Here is a 22,142-nt window from a genome sequence, read left to right on the forward strand (position 1 = left end):
GCTCCCGGCTTGAAGACAGATACCGCCCAATGCCTGGTCGGGTTTCAGGAGTGCCACTGGTGAAAATCAGCGCATTTTTTTTAACCATGTTGCTGTTGGCTTCCCAAGCCATGGCCAAGGAACATCTCACCTTGCTATCCTGGGAAGGTTATGTTTCAGAAAATGATTTAAACATTATCAATCAAGAACTTGAAAGAAGACATTCACCCTACAGCATCAGACTCTATCCGGAGAATGCCACCAATGCCGGGCAGATTTATAATCTGCTGCGGACGGCCCAGATAGATATGGCTTTTGTCACCCTGTCCTTCTTCAAGGGCTATCAGGGAGACTTCTTCAAGGTACTGCAGCCCGTCAACACTAAATCGACCACCTTGCCCCAATACCAGGCCATCAGTGCCCAATTGACACATCTGCCGGATGGCAGCAGCGACGGCAACCCCTATTACATTCCTTTTGCCCAGGGAAGCTATGGCTTTTATCTGAACCGCAGCCGTTATCCCGAGCTGAAGGCCCCCGCGAGTGTGGCGGAACTCTGGTCTGAAGACTATCGCGGTAAATTCAGTCTCTGCCGGGCACAACCCATTTACAACATGGGGCTGACCTTGCAATCACTGGGGCTGAGTCCACTCGCCCTGAACCAAGCCTATGCCGATGGCGGACGGGATCAGGTGTTGAGCATGGCCAAAGAGGGCAGCGCCATAGATAAGCATTTTCATAGTCTCTATGCCCAGGCCGGCGCTTTTTGGGATGATAGCCCCGGGCTTGACCAGCCTGGCATAGCCATAGTCAGCAGCTGGGGACCGGAAATTGCCGCGGCCCGCAATCGCGGCGAACAATGGGAAAAAATACGATTTAAGGAAGGCGACATGACCTGGCTGGATACCCTGGCCTTTTCCCGTCGCCTCAAGGCGGGAAAATTGATGGCGGCAGAAATCGCTGCCAACTACTTTATTTCCGAAGCCTATCAGGCTGGTCTGGCACGAGCACTGAACCTGAATTCGGTGCTCGAACAACCCGATACGGGCCCAGACTCAGTGCTTATCACTGCCGCCCCCAAGGTGGTAAACAATTTTGTGGAGTTCCGCTCTGCCAGCGCCCTGCAGGGCACAAAACCATAGCCACCAGCCATTCAGCCCACCGACGCGATTTCCGCTGCGGTCAAATATCGCCACTCGCCTGGAGCAAGCTCGGGATCAAGCTCTATGGCCCCTATGGCTTCCCGATGCAACTTCACCACCTTGTTGCCGACGGCGGCGAACATCCGCTTGACCTGATGATATTTACCCTCGGTGATGGTTAATCTGGCCTGGTGACTGTCAATCAATTCCAACAATGCCGGCTTGGTGGGACCATCTTCATTTCTTAACTCTATGCCTGCGGCAAAGGTTGCGATGAGGCTTGCATCAATGGGATCGGCCAGTTGTACCAGGTAGCGCTTGCCGCACTCTTTCTTGGGTGAGGTCACCTTGTGGGACCACTGGCCGTCATCGGTTATCAGCACCAATCCCGTGGTATCCGCATCCAGTCGCCCGGCGATGTGCAGTTTATCCGGGCGGGGAATGTCCAAACCGGAAATAACCGACGGGTAATGCTCGTCCACTGTGGAGCAAATGGTATCCAGGGGCTTATGCAGCATCAGGTAACGTACCCCCACCAGCGCCACCTGCTCACCATCGAGACATACCCTGGTCTCGGCCGTGACCTTGAATGCCGGGTCTTTCACCATCACGCCGTCACAGGTGACTTCCCCTGCATGCATGGCCTTTTTGGCAATAGAACGGCTAAGCCCCGTGGCCTCGGCCAAAAATTTATCCAAACGCACGGAAACTCCAGTCAAATAGGTTGCAGGGGCGACATTATGAGCCGAGATTGGCCAATTGGCAAAACCGTAATCTTTGCTTACAACTGACACTATTTGATACAGAGGAAAAACCGCTGCAAGCCTTGTGTCCTCTGGGCTGTTGCATTTAACATATCCGTTACTTTGCCCGGGTAACTGCCTGGGTTACAGGCAGTTATGCGGTATTGCCGCCGACCTTGAACGCAAAATTAATTCACAAAGGATAGACAATGAAAAAAGTACTTATCGGGGGATTGTGCGCCTCGCTGATAGCAGGTCTTGCAGCCTGTAATGATAATGCTGCCACGACCAGTAAGGCTCCGGAAAGTGCCAAGACAGCCGCAGCTGCTGCCGTGGCCCAGGCCCTGGGTTCAGGCATCGAGTTCGCCAACTTCGACAAGACAGTGCGCCCACAGGATGATTTCTACAGCTATGTGAACGGCACCTGGGAAAAGAACACCGAAATCCCGGCCGATCGCACCAGCGTAGGCGCTTTCTATGATTTGCGCGAGCAATCCAAGGACAACGTCAAGGCCATCATTGAAGAAACCGCTGCCACGCCTAACCTGGCCATGGGCACCGACGAGCAGAAAGTGGCTGACCTGTACCGCTCCTTCATGGACACCGAGACCTTGAACAAGTTGGGCGTCAGCCCTATCAAGGGTGAACTGGATGCCATCGAAGCCATTGCCAGCAAGGACGACCTGATCAAGTACTTTGCCCACAGCCAAATGATCGGCGGTGGCACCCCAATGGCCTTCTACATCGACGTGGACGCCAAAAATTCCAGCCGCTACGCCACCCACATTTGGCAATACGGTCTGAGCCTGCCGGAGAAAGATTACTACTTCAACCAGGACGAGCGTTTCCAGAAAATCCGCGCGGCCTTCGTAGCCCACATCGAAAAGATGTATGAGCTGGCGGGTCTGCCAAACGGTAAAACCGCCGCTGAAACCGTAATGGCTTTGGAAACCGCCATCGCCGAGAAACATTGGGATGTGGTGGAAGTGCGTGACAGCACCAAGACCTACAACCTGTACCAATTGACCGACTTGCCAGCCCTGGCACCGGACATCAACTGGTCCCTGTACCTGGGTACCCTGGGTGCAGACAAGCAGGCCGACATCATCATCAACCAACCAAGCTTCGTGCAGGGTCTGGGCGAGCTGGTGAAGAGCCAGGATCTTGCCAACTGGAAAACCTACATGCAGTGGCAGACACTGACCCACTTCGCCGGTGATCTGAGCGATGCCCTGGACAAGGAAAACTTTGAGTTCTTTGCCAAAACCCTCAACGGTCAGGCCGAACCCGAGCCACGTTGGAAACGCGGTGTCGCCAAGGTGAACCAACTGCTGGGTGAAGTGGTCGGCAAGGTATACGTTAAGCATCACTTTGCCCCCGAAGCCAAGGCCCGCATGCAACAACTGGTTGAAAACCTGCGTGGCGCCTACGCTGACAGCATTGACGAATTGAGCTGGATGAGCGCCGACACCAAGGCCGCCGCCAAGGACAAGCTGGCCAAATTCAATCCCAAAATCGGTTACCCCAACAAGTGGGAAGACTACAGCAAGCTGGACATCAAGGGCGATGATCTGGTGGGTAACGTGATGCGTGCCGCCGTGGTTGAACATAACCGTGGTCTGGACAAGCTGGGTGCACCTATCGATCGCGATGAGTGGCATATGACACCACAAACAGTGAACGCCTATTACAACCCCACCATGAACGAAATCGTGTTCCCTGCGGCCATACTGCAGCCACCTTTCTTCAACATGGAAGCCGATGATGCGGTCAACTATGGCGGTATCGGTGCCGTTATTGGCCACGAAATGGGCCATGGCTTCGACGACCAGGGCGCCAAGTTCGACGGTGAAGGCAATATGCGTGACTGGTGGACCGAGCAGGATCTGAAAGAGTTCGCTGCCCGCGGCAAGGCGCTGGTCGAGCAATACAACGGCTATGCCGTGTTTGACGATCTGAACGTTAACGGTGAGCTGACCCTGGGTGAAAACATCGGTGACCTGTCCGGTGTGACCATAGCCTACAAGGCGTACAAAAAGTCACTCAATGGCAAGGAAGCCCCTGTCATCGACGGCCTGACCGGTGATGAGCGCTTCTTCATCGGCTTCGCCCAGATTTGGCGTGGCAAGATAAAAGAAGAAGCCATGCGTAACCGCGTGGCCACAGATCCTCATTCACCCGGTAAATTCCGTGCCTTGGGCTCATTGTCCAACATGCCGGAATTTTACAGCACCTTCGGCGTGAAAGAGTCCGATGCCATGTACATAGCACCGGAAAAGCGCGTGAAAATCTGGTAAGGATTTAATCACGGCAAAGGGCACCTCAGGGTGCCCTTTTCATTTGCGGCTGCGCCAAATATTGCCTGCGCAACCAAAGCCGCTATACTCCAGCCCCAGAGTCACAGGCCGGGAGCCGAAGATGCATGAACTGATAGACCAATTGCAGGAACTGAGTGAGACCGTGCCTGTGCCGCTGGAGCTGCCCAGCTTTGAGCAACTGGTGGAGATAGAGGAACAAATACTGATCCCCCTGCCGGTTGAACTGAAAGAGTATTTGTTGCACGCCAGCGATGTAATTGTCGGTTGTCTGGAGCCGGTGACGGCCGCCGACCCTTTTTCACACACCTACTTACCGGAAGTGACCGCCTACGCCTGGTCCATTGGCCTGCCGCGGGATATGATCCCCATCTGTCAGCTGGGCGACAACTTTTACTGTATCGACCAGGAAGGTCAGGTACACTATTGGGCCCACGGTGACTTTACCGAAGACTATTGGGAATCCTTCTGGGCCTGGACCGAAGACGTCTGGTTACCAAGCTGACATCCGATTGGAAATAAGATAATGGCAAAAGATATCGGCTTGAATGCCGTGGAAATGCAATACCTGCGCCTGTCGCTGGGGCTTACCCAGGCTCAGGTTGCCGACCTCACCCAAACAAGTGAGGCAGAGGTGCAAGCCTGGGAAGCGGCGTCCGCTGAAGCCCCCGAATTGGCCCAGAAAAAACTGCTGGATTTGGACGATGTCATTGAAATGCAGGTGCTCAATACCTGTGATGGCATCGAAGCCCTGTTCAAGAAAGAACCCAAACGTCGCCTGGCCTTTGTGGTTTACCCCACCCAGGCCCTGTACCAGCAATACAATCCCGAGTTTCTCGGCACCCTGCCGCTGACCGAGTTGTACAACACCGCAGCCTGGCGCATTAAAAAGGAATGCAAGCTGGTACTGGAGGTAGACGTCACCCTGGTACCGCTCAATGTGGATTCCTACAAGGCCTTTCGCGAAGCTCAGGGACTGGGTGAAAGCCGCGAAAGCCGCGCCAAGTGGGCCGCGGCTCAGCTTTAATTCCCGCCTTTACTGTGCTGAGGCGCTGGTCTTGTCCAGCGCCTTTTTCATTGCGGGACGGGCGCTCAGTCTGTCGCGATATGCCGCAAGTTTGGGCGGAATATCTTGTTCAAACACTGTGGCCCACAGCAGGGTATGGGCCAGCAGAATGTCCGCCACCTGGATCTGCTCCCCCAGCAGGAAGGGGCTGGCAGGCAACCAGTCTTCAGCTATTGCGGCTGCCTTATCAAACTCCCATACCGCGGTTGTCCGCACAGCCGGTACGCGCTGTGCTTCGGGCAGGGCAAACTTGTGCTTGCCCATGGTCCACAACGGCTGTTCCAACTCGGTAATGATGTAGCTGAGCCATTGATAGTGGCGCGCAGCCGCGGGCGTCCCGGGGGCAGGAAGCCACTTGCCGGCACCATATTTCTCCGCCAGATACATCATGATGGCTGCGGACTCGGTCAACACCAATTCACCATCGCGAATGACAGGCACCTTGCCGCAGGGGTTGAGCGCCAGAAAGGACTCAGTGCGGTTATCGCCCCTGGCGAAATCAATATAGTGAAACTCCCAGGGGATCCCAAGCTCTTCCAGCAACCAGGAAATCCGCAGTGCCCGACTGCGGGGCGTACCATAAAGCTCAATCATAACTGCCATCCTTTTGCTTAATGAACCATTTGATTAAAGCAGAGATATCAGATGTGGAGAGGTAAGTAAAAATCCACCTGCATAGCAGGTGGCTTTGACACAGCCCCCTAAAAGGGGGCTTAAAAACTAACCTTCCAACCCTAACGCTATTTGCCGTTTCTCTTCTTCTTTGGCTGTCTTTTCCTGGTGCCGTACATATCTACGGATTATGTCTTCGTTTGCTCCTACTGAGTCCACAAAATAACCCCGTTGCCAGAAGTGATTCCCCCAGAGCTTGTGCTTTCTTAAATAAGGAAATTTGGCAAACATCCTGATCGCGGTTCTCCCTTTAACAAAACCCATTAAATCCGACACGCTTAGACTGGGTGGGGTTCTGACTACTAGATGGACATGATCTTCCTGAACATTTAGTTCCACGACTCTGCATTTCTTCATGTTGCAGTAAACATAGATACTTCGATAAAGCTCTCTGCCGAGGTTACCTTTCAGGATTTTGTACCTGTACTTGGGTGTCCAAACGAGGTGATACTGACAACGATAGAATACGTGAGACGCGGATTCATATCTGCTCATGCTACTTACTCCTTGATTTGCTGGTAACAAACCGAGGGAGTATTTAGCATGGGCATTCTCCGGGCAAAGCCCCACCAGAACGATCACCACCTCCATAGGAGGTGGTTTTAGGGTGACAAAAAAAACGGCGCCCAGGGCGCCGTTTTCAGTTTCAGACAAACAGTTAGAAGTTAACCTGTACCTTGGTGTAGATGTAGCGACCCATTGGGTTATGTACTGATTGCACATAACCATACAGATCATTATTACCATCACCTATGGCAAATGGCGGCTCTTCATCCAGCAGGTTGTTCACGCCGACTGTCCACTTGACAGTGTCGTTGAAACGGTATGAGCCGGATACATCCACCAACACCTGAGCATCCACCATACGGGACTGATACACATCAAAATCCAGGATACCATCGAAGTCAATGTCCGGCGTATCCTCAAACTCACCAATGTAGCTGATGTTCAAGTTGGCCGAGAAGTTATCCATGGTCCAGTTGGATGTCGCCAACCAACGGTATCTTGGGAACTTGTATTCACCGGTCCAATCACGATCATCTTTATCAAAATTGATCAGGTAGCTCCATTCCAGACCAAACTTGAGATCGCCATAGTTATCAAGTTCAAGGCCATAGTGAGCCGATACGTCAACACCCTGTACTTCTTGAGAGCTGAGGTTAACAAACGTTGAATGGATTTGATCTATCGGCCCCAGGGTTTGACCAGGTTGTGGTGCCAAACGCGTACAGACTGTACTGTTCTGATCGTAGCAGTCGACTTGAAGAATTGAATCCAAATTCTCTCTGTCAATCTTATGATCCTGAGTAATATTGAAGTAGTCAAAGCCTACGTCCATGCGCTGGCTAGGTGCCCAGATAACCCCGAGGTTCCACGTCTTTGACTCTTCAGGCTCCAAATCAGGATTACCTGTGAACACAGTGTTATAGTCCAATGCTTCACAATCAACACCATCTGTTTCACAACGGGCAGTATCGATGAAAAAGCCGCTTTCTTCCGATGGCCCAAGACCGATTTGGGCCAAAGACGGTGCACGGAAGCCTGTTGACCAGGAACCACGGGCAGTGATGTCATCGGAAATGCCCCATTGGAAGGCAACTTTTGGATTTGTAGTCGAACCGAAATCACTGTAGTGGTCATGGCGGCCGGCCAGCTGCAATTCAAAGTTATCGGTAACAGGAATGGAGAATTCCATGTAGGCCGCCCACTGATTGCGATCCGCGGCGGCAGAAACTGCCTCGGTACCAAAAATCAAACCTTGCTGGAACTGCTCATCCGGAACATCGCTGATTTCTTCTTCACGATATTCAACACCGGCTGCCATCATTACGTCACGGTCGGCTAAGGTAAAGGCCTGACCTGTGATACTGGCTTCATAGGCAGTCATTACAGACTTACCCTGACGCACTAAACTGGTGGTGATGGCATCAATCACTTCGGGTGAGTTAAAGGTACCACCGAAGGGGTTGTAACGACCGGCATCGATTTCCCGTTGCAGATAATCTACACGCACCCATCCCTGGCTGCGGTCGCCTGTCTGAACCTGTTTCTGACGACCTTTCTGGGCGGATACTTCCCAGTCCCAGTCATTCAAGGTACCACGCAGACCGAGCACCATACGCATGGTATCTGATTCGATATCCCAACGACGCGGTCCAGCATCAACCGGACGGAAACGACCGATATCTATATCCATACCAAACGGGTTGTTGGGATGTGAGCCGGGTACTGTCAGGCCCGCATCCTCATCCAATGGTGTCGCTGCGCCGCCGGCCTTGGAGGTATTGTGCTGAGCAGCCAGCTCCATAAAGCCGGTGACATCATCACTGAAATGATATTCGAATTGACCTATGGCACCAACGCGTTCAGCCTGTGGAATTACCAAGTTATATGGACCGTAATCGAATAAACAACTGCCACTGCTGGTGGCATTTTCCGGCGGGCAAGAGGGATCTATGGTTTTCACACCATCAACATAAAAATAGCCTGGGAAGCCACGGGAAGAACGGAAATCTTCACCACCATATGGGCTTTGATTGGCTGTGCCGAAACGCCCCAGCTCATCGGCACCCAGAGTACTGTTTTTAAAGTAATCAACGATTATCGAGGCGCTACCTTTATCTGACTTGGTACCCCACACCAAACTGGCAGTTTTTTCATCGTAATTTGTGCCAGAGGCCTCACCATAGCCCAGATTAATTTCCAGGCCCTCGATATCTTTCTTGAGAATGATGTTAACCACGCCGGCGATGGCGTCAGAACCATAGATAGCCGAGGCACCATCTTTGAGAATATCGATGCGCTCAATGGCTGAAACCGGAATATTGTTAATATCCACGAAGGAGTTGCTCACGTTTTCAGCGAACGAACTGATGGCCACACGGCGGCCATTGATCAATACCAAAGTTGCGTCGGGACCCAGGCCCCGCAAACTGATGGAGGCAGAACCGTTGGCAGTGGAATCCTGACTGTTACCACGGGTGGAGAAAGCACCGGCACCGTTAGCTGGCATGCGCTCCAGCAACTGTTGCAGGTTATCAAATCCCATGTTGGCAATGTCATCTTTGCTGATTGACTGGATAGGAGAAGGGCCTTCGATATCGGTACGCTTGATGCGAGAACCGGTCACTTCGATACGTTCAACCTTGGCACCATCATCCGCAGCAAACACCATTGAGGGCATGGCAAATGCGACGGCCAGTGCGCAGGCACTTGGCATTAACAGAGGTCTTTTCATGATCTTCCCTAACTGAATTGATTATTGTTTTATTCGCCGAAGTACAGCATGCTGCCGCCGACGATTGTTGATTTGCACCTCTAAGTTAATAACAAACCACACAAAGTCAATCCATTTGTGCAACATAAAATCACCTCATACGGTAACCAAATGTATATGCATCAACATGATTTAACGACGTGTTCACAATCCAGAATTTTGAGCTCAAAAAGCCATGCAACTGGATGGACCCAATTGACAACAAAGTTAATGCTCCTTGTACTCCTGCTCGCGACGAAAGTTGTCTGGGCCGACACGGCGCAGCAGCTTGACGCCCTGGTCAAACAGGATGGGCGGGATTTCAGCGGCGTGATTCTCGTGCGTCAGGGTGACAGGGAGCTGGCCCTCAGAACCTATGGTGAGGGTATCAGCGCCGACTCCCTCTTCATCCTGGGTTCACTGTCCAAGCAAGTATTCGCCACCTCCGCACTTAAAGCAGTAGACCTCAAACTTTTCACACTCTCTGACACAGTAAACAGCGCCCTGCCCGAGGCATTGAAATCAACTAACCCGGTATCCATGGCCCAATTGCTGAGTCATACTTCAGGGATAGCCAAGTCAGGTAACAAGTTAAACGGCTCACCGGGTAACGGCTTTGAATACAGCAATGCCAATTACCAGATTGCCGCCCACTGGCTTGCAAACCTGAAAGGACAAAGTACGGTTGCCACGCTGCGGTCCCTGTTTCAGACTAACCAATTGGATTTACTGGCCGACACAGGTACGGTGCAAGAGATAAAAGCTCGCCATCCGCGCCTGGTACTGGGAAGGTTACAAAAAGATGGGCAATGGCTGCCCATACCGGCGGACTTCAGCAGTACGGATGTCAGTCTGGCCTCGGGAACCCTGATAGGCAGCGCCAGGGGCTTTGCCGACTTCCAGCAGAAGTTGCACACAGGTACCCTGCTGTCCGATGCGAGTTATCAGGAGATGCTCACCCCCAGAGCCACTCGTCCCCACCGCTGGTGAGAACTGGGTTACGGTTTGGGGTTGCAGCTCGGCCAAGCCCCCAGGGAAGTCAGCCACAGCGGCTATGTTCCAGGTTATATGACCACCGCCATTTATTATCCCGACAGCCAATTGCAATTGGTGGTACTGGAAAACAGTGCCTGGGACCTCAAGGATCCACAGTGGACCTTCGCCCTGCACGATGTGCTGCATCAATGGCTCCAGAACCTCGCGCAAAATGGGCCTTTGAAAAAATAAATGCGACGGCCCGAATAAGGTTCAGTGCTATAATGGCCCGATTTGGGGCTCTCCCCAAGTAACAGTGCCCAAATAACAGGATTGACATGACCAACAACGATATTCTGCGCCGCTTGCGCTTCATTTTTGACTTCAGCAACTCCAAGGTCATCAAGATTTTCGCCAAGGTGCAACAGGACATGGCCGAAGACAGGCTTCTGGCCATGTTGAAGAAAGAGGAAGAAGAAGGTTACAGCGCCTGCAACGATATTACCCTATGCCAGTTCCTTGATGGGCTCATTTTGGACAAGCGCGGCCTTAAGCCAGGCGCCGAACTTCCCAAACCAACGGCACTGAACAACAACTTAATATTCAAGAAGCTGCGTATCGCTCTCGAACTCAAGGAAGAAGATATCATCGCCATTCTGAAACTGGCGGATTTCAACCTTGGCAAGTCCGAACTCGGTGCCCTGTTCCGCAATCCGGATCACAAGCACTTCAAACCCTGCGGCGATCAGATACTGCGCAATTTCCTGAAAGGGCTGTCACTGAAACACAGGGGACTTTAATCCCTCTGGTCACCCGGTAGAAGCACGGCCAAGACCGTGCTTTTTCGTACCTTATCGCGCCTGCTTGCGCCTTGATATATATCAGATGTTTTAAACAGCCATTCGCCAAAAGCCCGAGAATTTTTCAACAACATGGCGCACCAATAAAGCCAAAACATGTTACTCTCTGAGCCATTGACAGCCGCTTACAAACAACGAATAAATCAAACCAAGGTAATCTATGGACGATAATAAACGCCCCCTATATCTTCCGTTTGCCGGACCTGCGATCCTCGAAGCCCCTCTGATCAACAAGGGCAGCGCATTCACCGAAGAAGAGCGGATGTTCTTCAACCTCGAAGGCCTGTTACCCCATGTGATTGAAACCATTGAAGAGCAAGCCTCGCGGGCCTACGATCAGTTCCGCAGTTTCAGCAACGATCTGGATAAGCACATTTACCTGCGTAATATTCAGGACACCAACGAAACCCTGTTCTATCGCCTGGTGCAAAACCACATTACCGAGATGATGCCCATCATCTACACCCCCACAGTGGGGCTGGCCTGTGAGCGCTTCTCCAAAAACTATCGCCGCAACCGGGGCTTGTTTATCTCCTATCCCAACAAGGACAGGATCGACGACATACTCAACAATTCCACCCGCCACAAGGTGAAGATCATCGTGGTCACCGACGGTGAACGTATCCTGGGTCTGGGCGATCAGGGCATTGGCGGCATGGGGATCCCGATCGGCAAGTTGTCGCTGTACACCAGTTGCGGCGGCATCAGTCCAGCCTACACCCTGCCCATTACCCTGGACGTGGGAACGGACAATCCGCATCTGCTGGAAGACCCCATGTACATGGGTTGGCGTCACCAGCGGATCGGCGGTGAAGAGTATGCCGAGTTTATCGAAGCCTTCCTCGAAGCCGTTTATCGTCGCTGGCCGGATGTGCTGATCCAGTTCGAAGATTTCGCCCAGAAGAATGCCATGCCTTTGCTGGAGCGTTACAAGGATAAATATTGCTGTTTTAACGACGATATTCAGGGTACTGCGGCGGTAACCGTCGGCTCTCTGCTGGCCGCCAGCAAAGCCGCCGGCACCCAGCTCAGCCAGCAACGCATCGCCTTCCTCGGGGCCGGCAGCGCCGGTTGTGGTATCGCCGAAGCCATAGTGGCGCAAATGGTTTCTGAAGGCATAAGCGATGAGCAGGCCCGCAGTCAGGTGTTCATGGTCGACCGCTGGGGACTGCTGCTCGACAACATGCCGAACCTGCTGCCCTTCCAGCAAAAGCTGGCCCAGAAGTGTGCCAACCTCAGCAGCTGGCAAAACTTCAGCGACAATATGTCATTGCTGGATGTGGTCAATAACGCCAAACCGACCGTGTTAATCGGCGTGTCCGGTGCGCCGGGCCTGTTCACCGAAGAAATTATCCGTGCCATGCACAACCATTGTGAGCGACCAATAGTGTTCCCGCTGTCAAACCCAACCAGCAGGGTTGAGGCAACGCCCAAGGACATACTCCATTGGACCAATGGCCAGGCGCTGGTAGCGACCGGCAGTCCGTTTGAACCCGTAGTCATTGAAGGCGAAACCTACGAGATTGCCCAGTGCAACAACAGCTTTATCTTCCCCGGCATTGGCCTTGGCGTATTGGCCAGCGGCGCCAAACGAGTGTCCGATGAAATGTTGATGGCCTCCAGCCGCGCCCTGGCTGAATGTTCACCACTGGCAATCAATGGCAGTGGCGCACTATTGCCAAGACTGGAAGATATTCATCAGGTCAGCAAACATATCGCCTTTGCCGTGGCCAAGGTGGCAGTGCAACAGGGACTGGCGCTGGATACCACAGACGAACTGCTGTTGCAGTCCATCGAAAATAACTTCTGGTATCCCGAATACCGCCGCTACAAGCGCACGTCATTCTGACAACAAAACGCCCGGCTAAGCCGGGCGTTTTTTATTTAATCTGCCATCACCTGACGCATGCTGTTAAACATGCTTCTGTCTGTCCTGGCCTTTTTAATCTTGCGCACACTCTCTTTCAGCGCGGCGTCGGCCACTTTCACAAACAATCCGCCGTATTCCTTTTCCTCGATTGCCGCATCGGTATCTTCCATCTCAGAAATATCCCGGGCCAGAATACTCAGCTGCAACCAGGCGTTGGCCAGGTAGAAGCCGTGAAAATCAGCGCGCTCAAACAAACCGGCAGCGCTTTTGGGCAAGGCATCCCAGGCTGCAGCAAAACGGCCATCTGCATCAACTAACAGCTCTTCACACAGACTGCGGTATGCATCCCGCAGGGTCTCGGGCATTCTGTCCAAGGCAATCACCTTGCCGGCGACATTGTCTGCAATTTTGAAAGCTTGTTCACGGTATGCGGAAGAAATATCTGTCATTTTGACCTCAGAACCAAGGGCCCCTGCCCCATACGGCATAAAAAGTGCCTTATACCGATTTTGGTCACCAAAGGCAAAAATACATTCATGACAAAGTCTAATTGTTAACAGATATTACTGGCCAAACAACACCCAGGCCGGTTATCCTTAACCAGTTGGTAACAATTAAAATAACAAAGGTAGACTCGATTTCATGAGCCTCTTTCGGCAATTCATCGCCAGCGGAGTATTGGTCATAACGGCACTCTTGTCCGTGGCCGACGCCTTGGCTATGAATTTGGACGAAATTGATCAACTGTTCGACAAAATTGAACGAGCCGATATCAGCGAACCTCAGGCCATAAACGATTCCATTGCCAGCCTGGAAGCAGCAATAGACAAGGACGACTTACCAAGGGTATTGCGTTTATCCAGATTGCACTGTTGGAATCAGGAAGCCGACACAGAAAAAAAGGCGGCCGCCGCCGTTGTGTATGCCAATAAACTGCTCGGCGATCCCAAAAACGATACCCTCACCCGTGCCGACCTCTTGCTCTGCCGGGGGTATTTCAGTCGCTTGGCGGGCCGCCCAAAAGACGCACTTGCGGATTATGATGAGTCCGTCAAGCTTGCATACCAGGTAGAATCTCCCAGATTAATCGCCGATGCCCGCAGCTTGCGGGGGGCAATTTTATCCTTTGAAGGCAATTTCAGTCCGGCACTGGAAGATCTGATCACGGCCCAGCATTTATATGAAAGCCTCGGCATGGAAGTCTGGAGCCTGAACAACCTGACCGAATTGGCCACCAGCTATCGACGTTTTGGTGATCCCCAGACCGCCATCCGCTATTACCGCCAACTGGAAGAAAAGTACCGCAGCCAGGGCGAGTTCAATGCCGCCACACTGGTCAACTCAGAGATCGCCATGGCCTATGAGGCCATGAACGAAAATGCCATGGCGCTGGAATATTATCGGAAAACCGCCGACTACTGGGAATCGGCCAATGAACCCCTCGCCGCCGCCAGCATTTATGTCAATATGAGTGGCGCCCTCATCAAGCAGGGATTGGTCCCCGAAGCCAAACAAAAGCTCGCCAAGGCCGAACAACTGATCAAAATCGAGCATGCCGGTTTCTACAGTTTTATGAAGTTGTATCAGGCCCAGATCGCATTACAGGAAAACCAGCCGGATAAGGCTCTGGCACTGATAAATGAAGGCGAAGAAGCCTTTAACAGTATTCAGAACAAACGCGGTTTGGCCGAACTCTATACCACCAAAAGCCAAACCTTCGCCGCCCTGGGTGATTGGCATTCGGCCTATGGCGCCCTGGAAACCCAAAATCGCTTACAAAACGAACTGCAAAACCAGCTGCAAAGCCAGCGCACCACAGAAATGCGAACCCGCTTTGACACTGACAGAATGGCCAATGAAAACCGCCAACTGCTGGAGAATCAACGCCTCAAGGAACATGAGCTGAAGATATTGCAGCAGAACAAGTTGCTGCAATTGACCACCATGGTGTTGGTACTGGTGATCCTGGCCATAGTTTCAGTGTTTGCCTATAAACAGGCCCAACGTTCAAAGTTAATGGAGCATCTGGCACTGACAGACTTCCTGACCAAGCTGCCCAATCGGCGCCATATATACCGCCGCGGTGAGCTTTGTGTACAACAAGCCAAAAAGCAACAGTCAGCCATGTCGGTTATCCTGTTTGATGCCGATCATTTCAAGAAAGTTAACGACCATTATGGCCACGATGTGGGTGACAAGGCCTTGGTGGTACTGGCCGATTGCGCCGCAGCCCAAATGCGCAAGACGGATATGGTGGGACGGATCGGCGGAGAGGAGTTTCTGGTCTTGTTGCCTGGCACCAGCCTGGCCCAGGCAGGTGAGATTGCCGAGCGCCTGCGCAAGGCTATGGATGATACCGACATGAATGACATCAGCACGGGCCTGTCATTGACCATTTCTGCCGGTGTAGCCAGCCTGGACAAGGACAAGAGTTTTTCCGCCCTGCTGAATCGCGCCGATCATGCCCTTTATCAGGCCAAAGCCGCCGGTCGCAATCAGGTGGTACTCGACGGACCGCATAGCCTGGCCGCAGATCCTGCCGCAGAGATTTAAGCCGCTATCTGCTACAGCCCCAATTGCGAAAGTCGCACAGATTATTCCTCTCGCCATAAGATATTGGCTGACAACTCAGTCGCCTCACGGCCAAGCCACTGTCGATGCAAGCGGGCAAACTCGCCCGATTGCATCAGGTTCTGCAGTGCCTGCTGCCATGCTTCCACCCGGGCCTGCGCCGTACCTCGCGAAAAAGCAAAATACAGCCCGATACGCTTAAGTTCCAACACGGGTTGGATCTCGCCCTCATCCACTCCCGCCCTCGACAACAAGGGACCAATAAAAAGATCCGCGTGGCACCAAAATCGGATCCGCCCCGCCAATAGCTGCCGCAGGGATTGATCCGGAAATGCGGCAATCAGCAGCCCCGGGATCTTGCTATCAAGTAACAACTTTTCTGCCGGCGAGCCCCGGTAAGCGCCTATGGTTCCCAGAGAGGCGGCCTCGGCCAAATCCTTGGGGCGACTGGCATCATTGCTGAGGGCATACAGATGCATACGCACTTCGGCAAAGGGACCGACAAAATCGAACTGCTGACGCCGACTGTCATTGAGGGAGGTAGGAAACAGCACAGTATTGGATTCCCGCAATGCCATGGCATAGCCTCGGGCCCAGGGCAGGACCTCCACCTCGGCGCCCTCCCCCAGCTGACGCTGGATAAGCCTGGCCAGCTCCACCGAAAAACCGCTGGCCTGGCCATCTGCGTACTGACTTAAAGGCGGCAAAGGCTCGGTTAGCAGCTTCACCGTCTGCGGCAGCTCTGCCGCAGCCCCGGAGAGGCTGCTCAATACACTAAGTAACAAGATTGCCAAAGTGCGCATAAGGCTCCCGAAGAGTTATAGGAGTGACAGGAACTTGCACCCACACTACAGCATAGGGGCACTCTGACCAATCCCACAAGCTGTGAGCCTGACGTCAGGGCCTGAAGCTGCTATTATGCGGCTCAATTTTCCCCCTTGCGGAGCAATTCCCATGATCCCAGAACCGCACCATGTTCCCGACAGCAGTGAGTTGCAGCAACTCAGCCTGCAGATTAAACAGTGGGGCAAGGCTCTGGGATTTGCCGAGGTTGGGGTCACAGATACCGACCTGAGCGCCGAAGAGCCGAAATTTCAGGCCTGGCTCGACAATGGCTTCCACGGCGACATGGCCTATATGGCCAACCATGGCATGATGCGCGCACGCCCCGCCGAGCTGCACCCGGGCACCCTCAGGGTGATTGCGGTGCGCATGGATTATTTACCCGAGCACGCCGGCTTTGCCAGCAACCTCAAGGATCCTGAGCTGGGATACATTTCCCGCTACGCAGGAGGTCGTGACTATCACAAACTGATGCGCAACAGGTTAAAGAAGCTTGGTGAGCAGCTCGATGGCGCCCTGGCGGAACTGGGAGCAGCCCCTTCCAACTTCCGCCCCTTCGTCGACTCGGCCCCCATTTTGGAGCGGCCTCTGGCGGAAAAGGCCGGTATTGGCTGGACGGGTAAACACTCACTGATTTTGAGCCGTCAGGCCGGCAGCTGGTTTTTCCTGGGTGAACTGCTGATTAACCTGCCGCTGCCGGTGGATATTCCGGTCAAGGAAGAGTGTGGCAGCTGCGTGGCCTGTATCACCACCTGCCCCACCGGCGCCATAGTGGCCCCCTATGTGGTAGATGGCCGCCGTTGTATTTCCTATCTCACCATAGAGCTTGACGGCCCCATTCCGCTGGAACTGCGCCCCCTGATGGGCAACCGCATCTATGGCTGCGATGACTGCCAGCTGATCTGCCCGGTGAACGCTGAAGCGCCACTGAGCCTTGAGAGTGATTTCCAGATCCGGCCTCAGCTGCGCCAACCCAAGCTGCTGGAGCTGTTTGCCTGGAGCGAGGGGGAATTTCTGGCCAATACCGAAGGCAGCGCCATCCGCCGCATTGGCCACAGGCGCTGGCTGCGCAATATTGCCATCGCCCTTGGTAATGCACCGGCGAGCGAAGCCATAGTCGCCGCCCTTAACGCGCGGCGAGACAGCGCCGAAGTGGATGACATGGTGCGTGAACACATAGACTGGGCGCTTTCTCGCCAACAAGAGGCACTCCAGCAACAGGAACTGGCACTGGATGCCCGTAAAACGGCACGCCTTATCCGCTGCATTGAAAAGGGCTTAGCCAGGGACGCCTGAACCTCAGGGCTGATCCAGGGTAAAGCCCACCTTGATGGTCACCTGCCAATGGGCAATCACCCCGGCCTCCAGGTGGCCCCGGGTTTCCACCACCTGAAACCACCGCAGCTTGTGCAATGACTGGGCCGCGGATTCAATGGCATTTTTGATGGCATCATCGGATCCGATGGCGGAAGAGCCTGTCAGTTCAATGATTTTGTAGGTGTGATTCATGGGGGACCTCCAGTGCACTGAGGGAACCCCCTGAGTATAGTTGCTTAAGCCGGCAGCGGGCAGCGACGACGCAATTCCCGACCGGCAGCCACCATATTGCGCAGTGCCGGTTCCACCTCATCCCAGCTGCGGGTCTTAAGGCCACAGTCCGGATTGATCCACAGTTGCCGCAATGGGATCCGCTGTGCGGCCCGTTCCATCAGCGCCACCATGGCCGCCACATCGGGGATATTGGGCGAGTGGATGTCGTAGACGCCGGGGCCAATCTCGTTCGGATAATCAAAGGCCTCAAAAGCGCCGAGCAGCTCCATGGCTGAACGACTGGTCTCTATGGTGATCACATCCGCATCCATGGCCGCGATGGCGGCTATGGTGTCGTTAAACTCGCTGTAACACATATGGGTATGGATCTGGGTTTCATCCCGCACACAGGCCGCGCTGAGCTTGAATGAGGCCACGGCCCAATCCAGATAGTGCTGCCACTGGTCGCGCCTTAGCGGCAAGCCTTCGCGGAACGCTGGTTCATCAATCTGGATTATGCCTATGCCGGCAGCCTCCAGATCCGCCACCTCATCCCTGATGGCCAGCGCCAGCTGGGTGCAGATAGTCTCACGACTGATATCTTCCCGGGCAAAAGACCAGTGCAGCAGGGTGACGGGGCCGGTGAGCATACCTTTAACCGGTTTATCGGTCAGGCTCTGGGCAAATTCGGCCCACTCCACCGTCATGGGTCTGGGGCGGGACACATCACCATAGATCAGCGGCGGTTTAACGCAGCGGCTGCCGTAGCTTTGTACCCAACCGTTTTTGGTGAAGCCGACGCCGGCCAATTGCTCACCGAAATACTCCACCATGTCGTTGCGCTCCGCTTCGCCATGGACCAGCACATCCAGGCCCAACTTAAGTTGGCGCGAGATGCTGTCACGGGTCACCTGCTGCAGCTGATGACGATACTCAGCCTCGGCCAACTCCCCTTTACGCCAGCGATTGCGCAAACTGCGGATGGCCGCTGTTTGGGGAAAAGATCCTATGGTGGTGGTGGGCAACAAGGGCAGCCGCAGCTTCGCCTGCTGTTGCTGTTGTCGCAACACGAACTCACTGTCGCGCTCAAAATCTGCCTGACTCAGGGCTGCAATACGCCGGGCGACGGCGGTATCGGCGGCCAAACGCTTGGCCTCGCGGCGCGCCTTGCAACGCTCAATGATGGCCCTGGCAGGCTCGGATGCCGGGGTTTGCAACAGCTGCTGCAGCTCATTCAATTCATGCAATTTTTGTTTGGCAAACGCCAGTTGTTGCCTGAGCTCAGGTGCCAGGGCGGTTTCGACGTCCAAATCCACCGGCGAGTGCAGCAGCGAACAGGAGCTGCCGAGCCACAGGCGCTCGCCAAGGGCGTCTGCCACCGGTACCAGGCGCTTGGCAAGCAAATCCAGATCGGCGGCCCAGACATTGCGACCGTTTATCACCCCGGCGCTCAGTACCTGCCCGGATTGCAGCAGCGGCAGAAAATCGTCCAATTGCTCCGGGGCCGACACCAGATCCAGGTGCAAACCGGCGACCGGCAAGGCAGCCACCAGCGCGCTGTGGTGAGCAATGGAGCCGTAGTAGCTGGTCAGAAGCAGCTTGGGAGCCGCTTGGCTTAGCGCCTCGTAGGCCGGGGCAAAGGCCTGCTGCCAGTCCTTATCCAGATCCAGTGCCAGTATGGGCTCCTCAATTTGCACCCAGGCTACGCCCTGGGCTTTGAAGCGCGCCAGCAGCTCGCCATAGGAGTGCAGCAATGCCGGCAACAGGCTCAGCTTGTCAAAGGGCTCGCCCTGAGTCTTGGACAGGTACAGGAAAGACAGGGGACCCAGCAGACAGGGCTTGGGATCGTAGCCAAGGGCCTTGACCTCTTCCACCTCATCAAACAACTGCTGCCAGGCGATGGCAAACTGCTGGTCCCGATGCAACTCGGGCACCAGGTAGTGATAATTGGTATTGAAATACTTGGTCATCTCGGCGGCCGCGGCGCTCTTGCCTGTGGGCGCCCGGCCACGGGCGACCCGAAACAGGGTGTCGAGATCTATGGCATCACCATCACGGTGACGCTCGGGGATCACGTTCAGGGTCGCCGCCAGGGTCAGCACCTGATCGTAAAAAGCGAAATCCCCCACCGGCAATTGCTCGACCCCGGCTTCCGCCTGCCACAACCAATGCTGACGGCGCAGCCGCTGCCCCTGCTCCAGCAATGCCTGCTGGCTGATTTCACCGCGCCAGTATTGCTCCAGGGCGAACTTCAATTCCCGGCGCCGACCTATTCTTGGAAAACCTAGACTATTTAATTGCATATTGTATACCTTGTTGATGTAATATGAGCAAATTGCAACCAAGGCCCGGTTGACATATTCTCAATGGGCGTCTGGACGTCCAGAAGTTTATTGTGGTAGTCTCAGGGCAAGCAATCGAATTGGATTCACGGGCAACATGAGCAACATTCATGTGGAGAGAAAATGATAGAGCTGAGACACCTGCGCACCTTGATGGCACTCAAAGAAAGCGGCAGCCTGGCGGCTGCGGCAAAGAAACGCTTTGTCACCCAATCTGCGCTATCCCATCAGATTAAAGAGCTGGAAACCCGGATCAATTCACCGGTGTTTGTGCGCAAGAGCAAACCTTTGTCTTTCACCCAGGAGGGCTCACGCCTGCTACATCTGGCGGAGGAAATCTTGCCGCGGGTGATGGAGACGGAAACGGATCTCAAGCGCGGGCTGGATCCAGACAGCAACCGGCTCAGGGTGGGTATTGAATGTCACAGCTGTTTTCGCTGGCTGATGCCGGTCATGGAGGCGTTCAGAGATCAGTATCCCCATGCCGAGCTCGATATTTCCAGCCGCCATCTGTTTGATTCCCTCAATGCCCTGGAAACAGGGGAACTGGACATAGTGCTGACCTCGGATCCCGTGCCCGGCCACACCCTGGCCTATCAGCACCTGTTTGATTTTGAGGTGAAGCTGGTGGTGGCCAAGGATCATCCGCTGGCCAGTTTACCCTACGTGGTGCCGCAGCAATTGGCGGGCCAGCCCCTGATTAGCTATCCGGTACCGCTGGAGCGACTGGACTTCTATCGACTGTTTCTGGAACCGGCCGGCATCGAGCCCGGCCCCCAGAAGTGCAGCGATCTGACCTCTGTGCTGCTGCAGCGTATCGCCTGTCAGGAAGGCGTTGCCGCCCTGCCGAATTGGTCCATCAGTGAAGCCCAGGGACTGAGCCTCACCAGTCTCAAGCTGGGGATTGAAGGGCTGAAACGCCCGCTGTTCGGTGCCTATCGCCGCGATGCCGGCGCATCCAGATTGATCCAGCACTGGCTGGAACTGGTGGCCGGCGAAGGTTTGGCGCGTCAGGGCAACCGCTGATAAGCTATTTATGTGAAATAAAAACGCCTGCAACTGCAGGCGTTTTTATTAAGCGAAGCTCACTCAGAGCGGATTGAGCAGCAGGCCACGCATGGACAGTACTCGGCGCAAGATCAAACCCGGTGAATTGGGGTTGCGGGTCTGGCGCAGGTTATGGGCAATCATAAATTCATCTTTGAGCTCTTCATCCAGCCCCAGGGACTCAAAGGCCTCCAGGGTCAGGGTTTGCTGCTGGGTATCTATGATGCTCTTGATGATGCCCAGGGGGAAAGATTCTTCCGACTCGGCATTGAGATACGCAAAAGCGGTCAGGGCGATGATTTGACCAAAGACACTGAACAGCGCCAAGGTCTGGACTTCATCGGGATCTATCTTAACCCCATCCATCTCGATTAAGCTGTCTACCGCAGAAGCAGCAATGCTCTCGGTCAGGCGCCAGTAGCCCTGCACCAACTTCTTATAGGGCTGGGGCAGCTCATCGAGCCTCTCCTTGAGGTAGAAACTGAAGGCATAACGATAGATGTTTATCTGCCCCAGACGGATCAGGGCATCCTTGAGGCTGCGGGTCTTGCCGGGATTGACTGTGGCCACCTGAGCCGTGGTGCTGCGCCACAACAGATGGGCCGCCAACGCAGGATCGGTGGACACTATATCGATCACATTGCGTATGTCTCCATCGGCTATGATGGCCTTTTTCAGCGGAACCAAAATACCCCGCCGCCCGATCACCTGCTCTTCATTGGCAATGATGGCCCTGATCTGGGAAAACACCTGATGCTCAAGCTCAGTCATGTAACACTTTTAAACCTTTTATCCGGGGAACCCTGACAAATGCCGTCGGCAAAGGACCGCATCCATCCCACCTCGATTTTTAATTATCGGGGAATTTACCCACAAAATCCTGCCTATGGTCAAGCTGTATTCCATTGTTACCACTAAATTTCGTGAGCCG

Annotated in this window: 20 protein-coding genes; 11 read left to right on the plus strand and 9 right to left on the minus strand. The window is 54.1% G+C overall.

What is annotated here, in order from left to right; translation table 11 throughout:
• The first annotated feature begins 59 nt into the window (after window positions 1-59).
• Window positions 60-1,121, plus strand: a complete 1,062-nt coding sequence (locus JYB85_RS13745) for an extracellular solute-binding protein (protein ID WP_207379736.1) — start codon at window positions 60-62, stop codon at window positions 1,119-1,121.
• Window positions 1,122-1,132: 11 nt separating this feature from the next.
• On the opposite strand, the gene rsuA is transcribed toward JYB85_RS13745, so the two are convergent.
• Complete coding sequence (rsuA, locus tag JYB85_RS13750; protein ID WP_207379737.1) at window positions 1,133-1,825, minus strand: 16S rRNA pseudouridine(516) synthase RsuA; 693 nt, start codon at window positions 1,823-1,825, stop codon at window positions 1,133-1,135.
• 248 nt (window positions 1,826-2,073) lie between these two features.
• On the opposite strand from rsuA, the gene JYB85_RS13755 reads away from it, so the two are divergent.
• The 3 genes from JYB85_RS13755 to JYB85_RS13765 all read left to right on the plus strand — a co-directional run bounded on the left by JYB85_RS13755 (window position 2,074) and on the right by JYB85_RS13765 (window position 5,206).
• Entirely contained in the window at window positions 2,074-4,161 is a 2,088-nt protein-coding gene (locus tag JYB85_RS13755) for a M13 family metallopeptidase (RefSeq protein WP_207379738.1), read from the plus strand.
• A gap of 121 nt (window positions 4,162-4,282) precedes the next feature.
• Entirely contained in the window at window positions 4,283-4,684 is a 402-nt protein-coding gene (locus JYB85_RS13760; protein WP_207320528.1) for an SMI1/KNR4 family protein, read from the plus strand.
• Window positions 4,685-4,705: 21 nt separating this feature from the next.
• Window positions 4,706-5,206, plus strand: coding sequence for a DUF4447 family protein (locus tag JYB85_RS13765; RefSeq protein WP_207379739.1), 501 nt, complete (start codon window positions 4,706-4,708; stop codon window positions 5,204-5,206).
• Window positions 5,207-5,215: 9 nt separating this feature from the next.
• Here JYB85_RS13765 and JYB85_RS13770 read toward each other — a convergent pair whose 3' ends face one another.
• The 3 genes from JYB85_RS13770 to JYB85_RS13780 form a co-directional block, all read right to left on the minus strand.
• Window positions 5,216-5,839: a glutathione S-transferase family protein gene (locus tag JYB85_RS13770; RefSeq protein WP_207379740.1), complete on the minus strand. Its 624-nt coding sequence runs from the start codon at window positions 5,837-5,839 to the stop codon at window positions 5,216-5,218.
• Window positions 5,840-5,965: 126 nt separating this feature from the next.
• Window positions 5,966-6,412, minus strand: a complete 447-nt coding sequence (tnpA, locus tag JYB85_RS13775) for an IS200/IS605 family transposase (RefSeq protein WP_207381940.1) — start codon at window positions 6,410-6,412, stop codon at window positions 5,966-5,968.
• Between the two features lie 163 nt (window positions 6,413-6,575).
• Complete coding sequence (locus JYB85_RS13780; RefSeq protein ID WP_207379741.1) at window positions 6,576-9,155, minus strand: TonB-dependent receptor; 2,580 nt, start codon at window positions 9,153-9,155, stop codon at window positions 6,576-6,578.
• 249 nt (window positions 9,156-9,404) lie between these two features.
• On the opposite strand from JYB85_RS13780, the gene JYB85_RS13785 reads away from it, so the two are divergent.
• From JYB85_RS13785 to JYB85_RS13800, 4 genes are all read left to right on the plus strand, one after another.
• On the plus strand, window positions 9,405-10,163 hold the full coding sequence (locus JYB85_RS13785; protein WP_207379742.1) for a serine hydrolase domain-containing protein: 759 nt from the start codon (window positions 9,405-9,407) through the stop codon (window positions 10,161-10,163).
• Window positions 10,164-10,184: 21 nt separating this feature from the next.
• Window positions 10,185-10,400, plus strand: coding sequence for a hypothetical protein (locus tag JYB85_RS13790; protein WP_207379743.1), 216 nt, complete (start codon window positions 10,185-10,187; stop codon window positions 10,398-10,400).
• A gap of 86 nt (window positions 10,401-10,486) precedes the next feature.
• Window positions 10,487-10,948 carry a YehS family protein gene (locus JYB85_RS13795; RefSeq protein ID WP_207379744.1) on the plus strand — a complete coding sequence of 154 codons (462 nt, stop codon included), beginning with the start codon at window positions 10,487-10,489 and terminating at the stop codon, window positions 10,946-10,948.
• A 220-nt stretch (window positions 10,949-11,168) separates the two neighbouring features.
• On the plus strand, window positions 11,169-12,857 hold the full coding sequence (locus JYB85_RS13800; protein WP_207379745.1) for an NAD-dependent malic enzyme: 1,689 nt from the start codon (window positions 11,169-11,171) through the stop codon (window positions 12,855-12,857).
• Window positions 12,858-12,892: 35 nt separating this feature from the next.
• On the opposite strand, the gene JYB85_RS13805 is transcribed toward JYB85_RS13800, so the two are convergent.
• Window positions 12,893-13,327: a DUF3069 domain-containing protein gene (locus JYB85_RS13805; protein ID WP_207379746.1), complete on the minus strand. Its 435-nt coding sequence runs from the start codon at window positions 13,325-13,327 to the stop codon at window positions 12,893-12,895.
• Window positions 13,328-13,520: 193 nt separating this feature from the next.
• Between JYB85_RS13805 and JYB85_RS13810 the strand changes: the two genes are divergently transcribed.
• On the plus strand, window positions 13,521-15,431 hold the full coding sequence (locus JYB85_RS13810) for a tetratricopeptide repeat-containing diguanylate cyclase (protein ID WP_207379747.1): 1,911 nt from the start codon (window positions 13,521-13,523) through the stop codon (window positions 15,429-15,431).
• A gap of 41 nt (window positions 15,432-15,472) precedes the next feature.
• Here the strand turns inward: JYB85_RS13810 and JYB85_RS13815 are convergent, their stop codons facing one another.
• Window positions 15,473-16,252 (minus strand): substrate-binding periplasmic protein, encoded by a 780-nt coding sequence (locus tag JYB85_RS13815; RefSeq protein WP_207379748.1) that lies wholly within the window; start codon window positions 16,250-16,252, stop codon window positions 15,473-15,475.
• Between the two features lie 151 nt (window positions 16,253-16,403).
• Here JYB85_RS13815 and queG point away from each other — a divergent pair, with 151 nt between their 5' ends.
• Entirely contained in the window at window positions 16,404-17,588 is a 1,185-nt protein-coding gene (queG, locus tag JYB85_RS13820) for a tRNA epoxyqueuosine(34) reductase QueG (protein WP_207379749.1), read from the plus strand.
• Between the two features lie 3 nt (window positions 17,589-17,591).
• On the opposite strand, the gene JYB85_RS13825 is transcribed toward queG, so the two are convergent.
• The gene (locus JYB85_RS13825) at window positions 17,592-17,801 is read right to left on the minus strand and encodes a dodecin (protein WP_207320539.1); all 210 of its coding nucleotides are present in this window, start codon (window positions 17,799-17,801) and stop codon (window positions 17,592-17,594) included.
• Window positions 17,802-17,845: 44 nt separating this feature from the next.
• Complete coding sequence (gene metE, locus JYB85_RS13830) at window positions 17,846-20,125, minus strand: 5-methyltetrahydropteroyltriglutamate--homocysteine S-methyltransferase (protein ID WP_207379750.1); 2,280 nt, start codon at window positions 20,123-20,125, stop codon at window positions 17,846-17,848.
• A gap of 162 nt (window positions 20,126-20,287) precedes the next feature.
• Here metE and JYB85_RS13835 point away from each other — a divergent pair, with 162 nt between their 5' ends.
• Window positions 20,288-21,190, plus strand: a complete 903-nt coding sequence (locus JYB85_RS13835) for a LysR family transcriptional regulator (RefSeq protein ID WP_207324434.1) — start codon at window positions 20,288-20,290, stop codon at window positions 21,188-21,190.
• Between the two features lie 63 nt (window positions 21,191-21,253).
• Here the strand turns inward: JYB85_RS13835 and JYB85_RS13840 are convergent, their stop codons facing one another.
• Window positions 21,254-21,982, minus strand: coding sequence for an HDOD domain-containing protein (locus tag JYB85_RS13840; protein WP_207379751.1), 729 nt, complete (start codon window positions 21,980-21,982; stop codon window positions 21,254-21,256).
• Window positions 21,983-22,142: the final 160 nt, after the last annotated feature.

Source organism: Shewanella sedimentimangrovi (genome assembly GCF_017354965.1).
GTDB lineage: Bacteria > Pseudomonadota > Gammaproteobacteria > Enterobacterales > Shewanellaceae > Shewanella > Shewanella cyperi.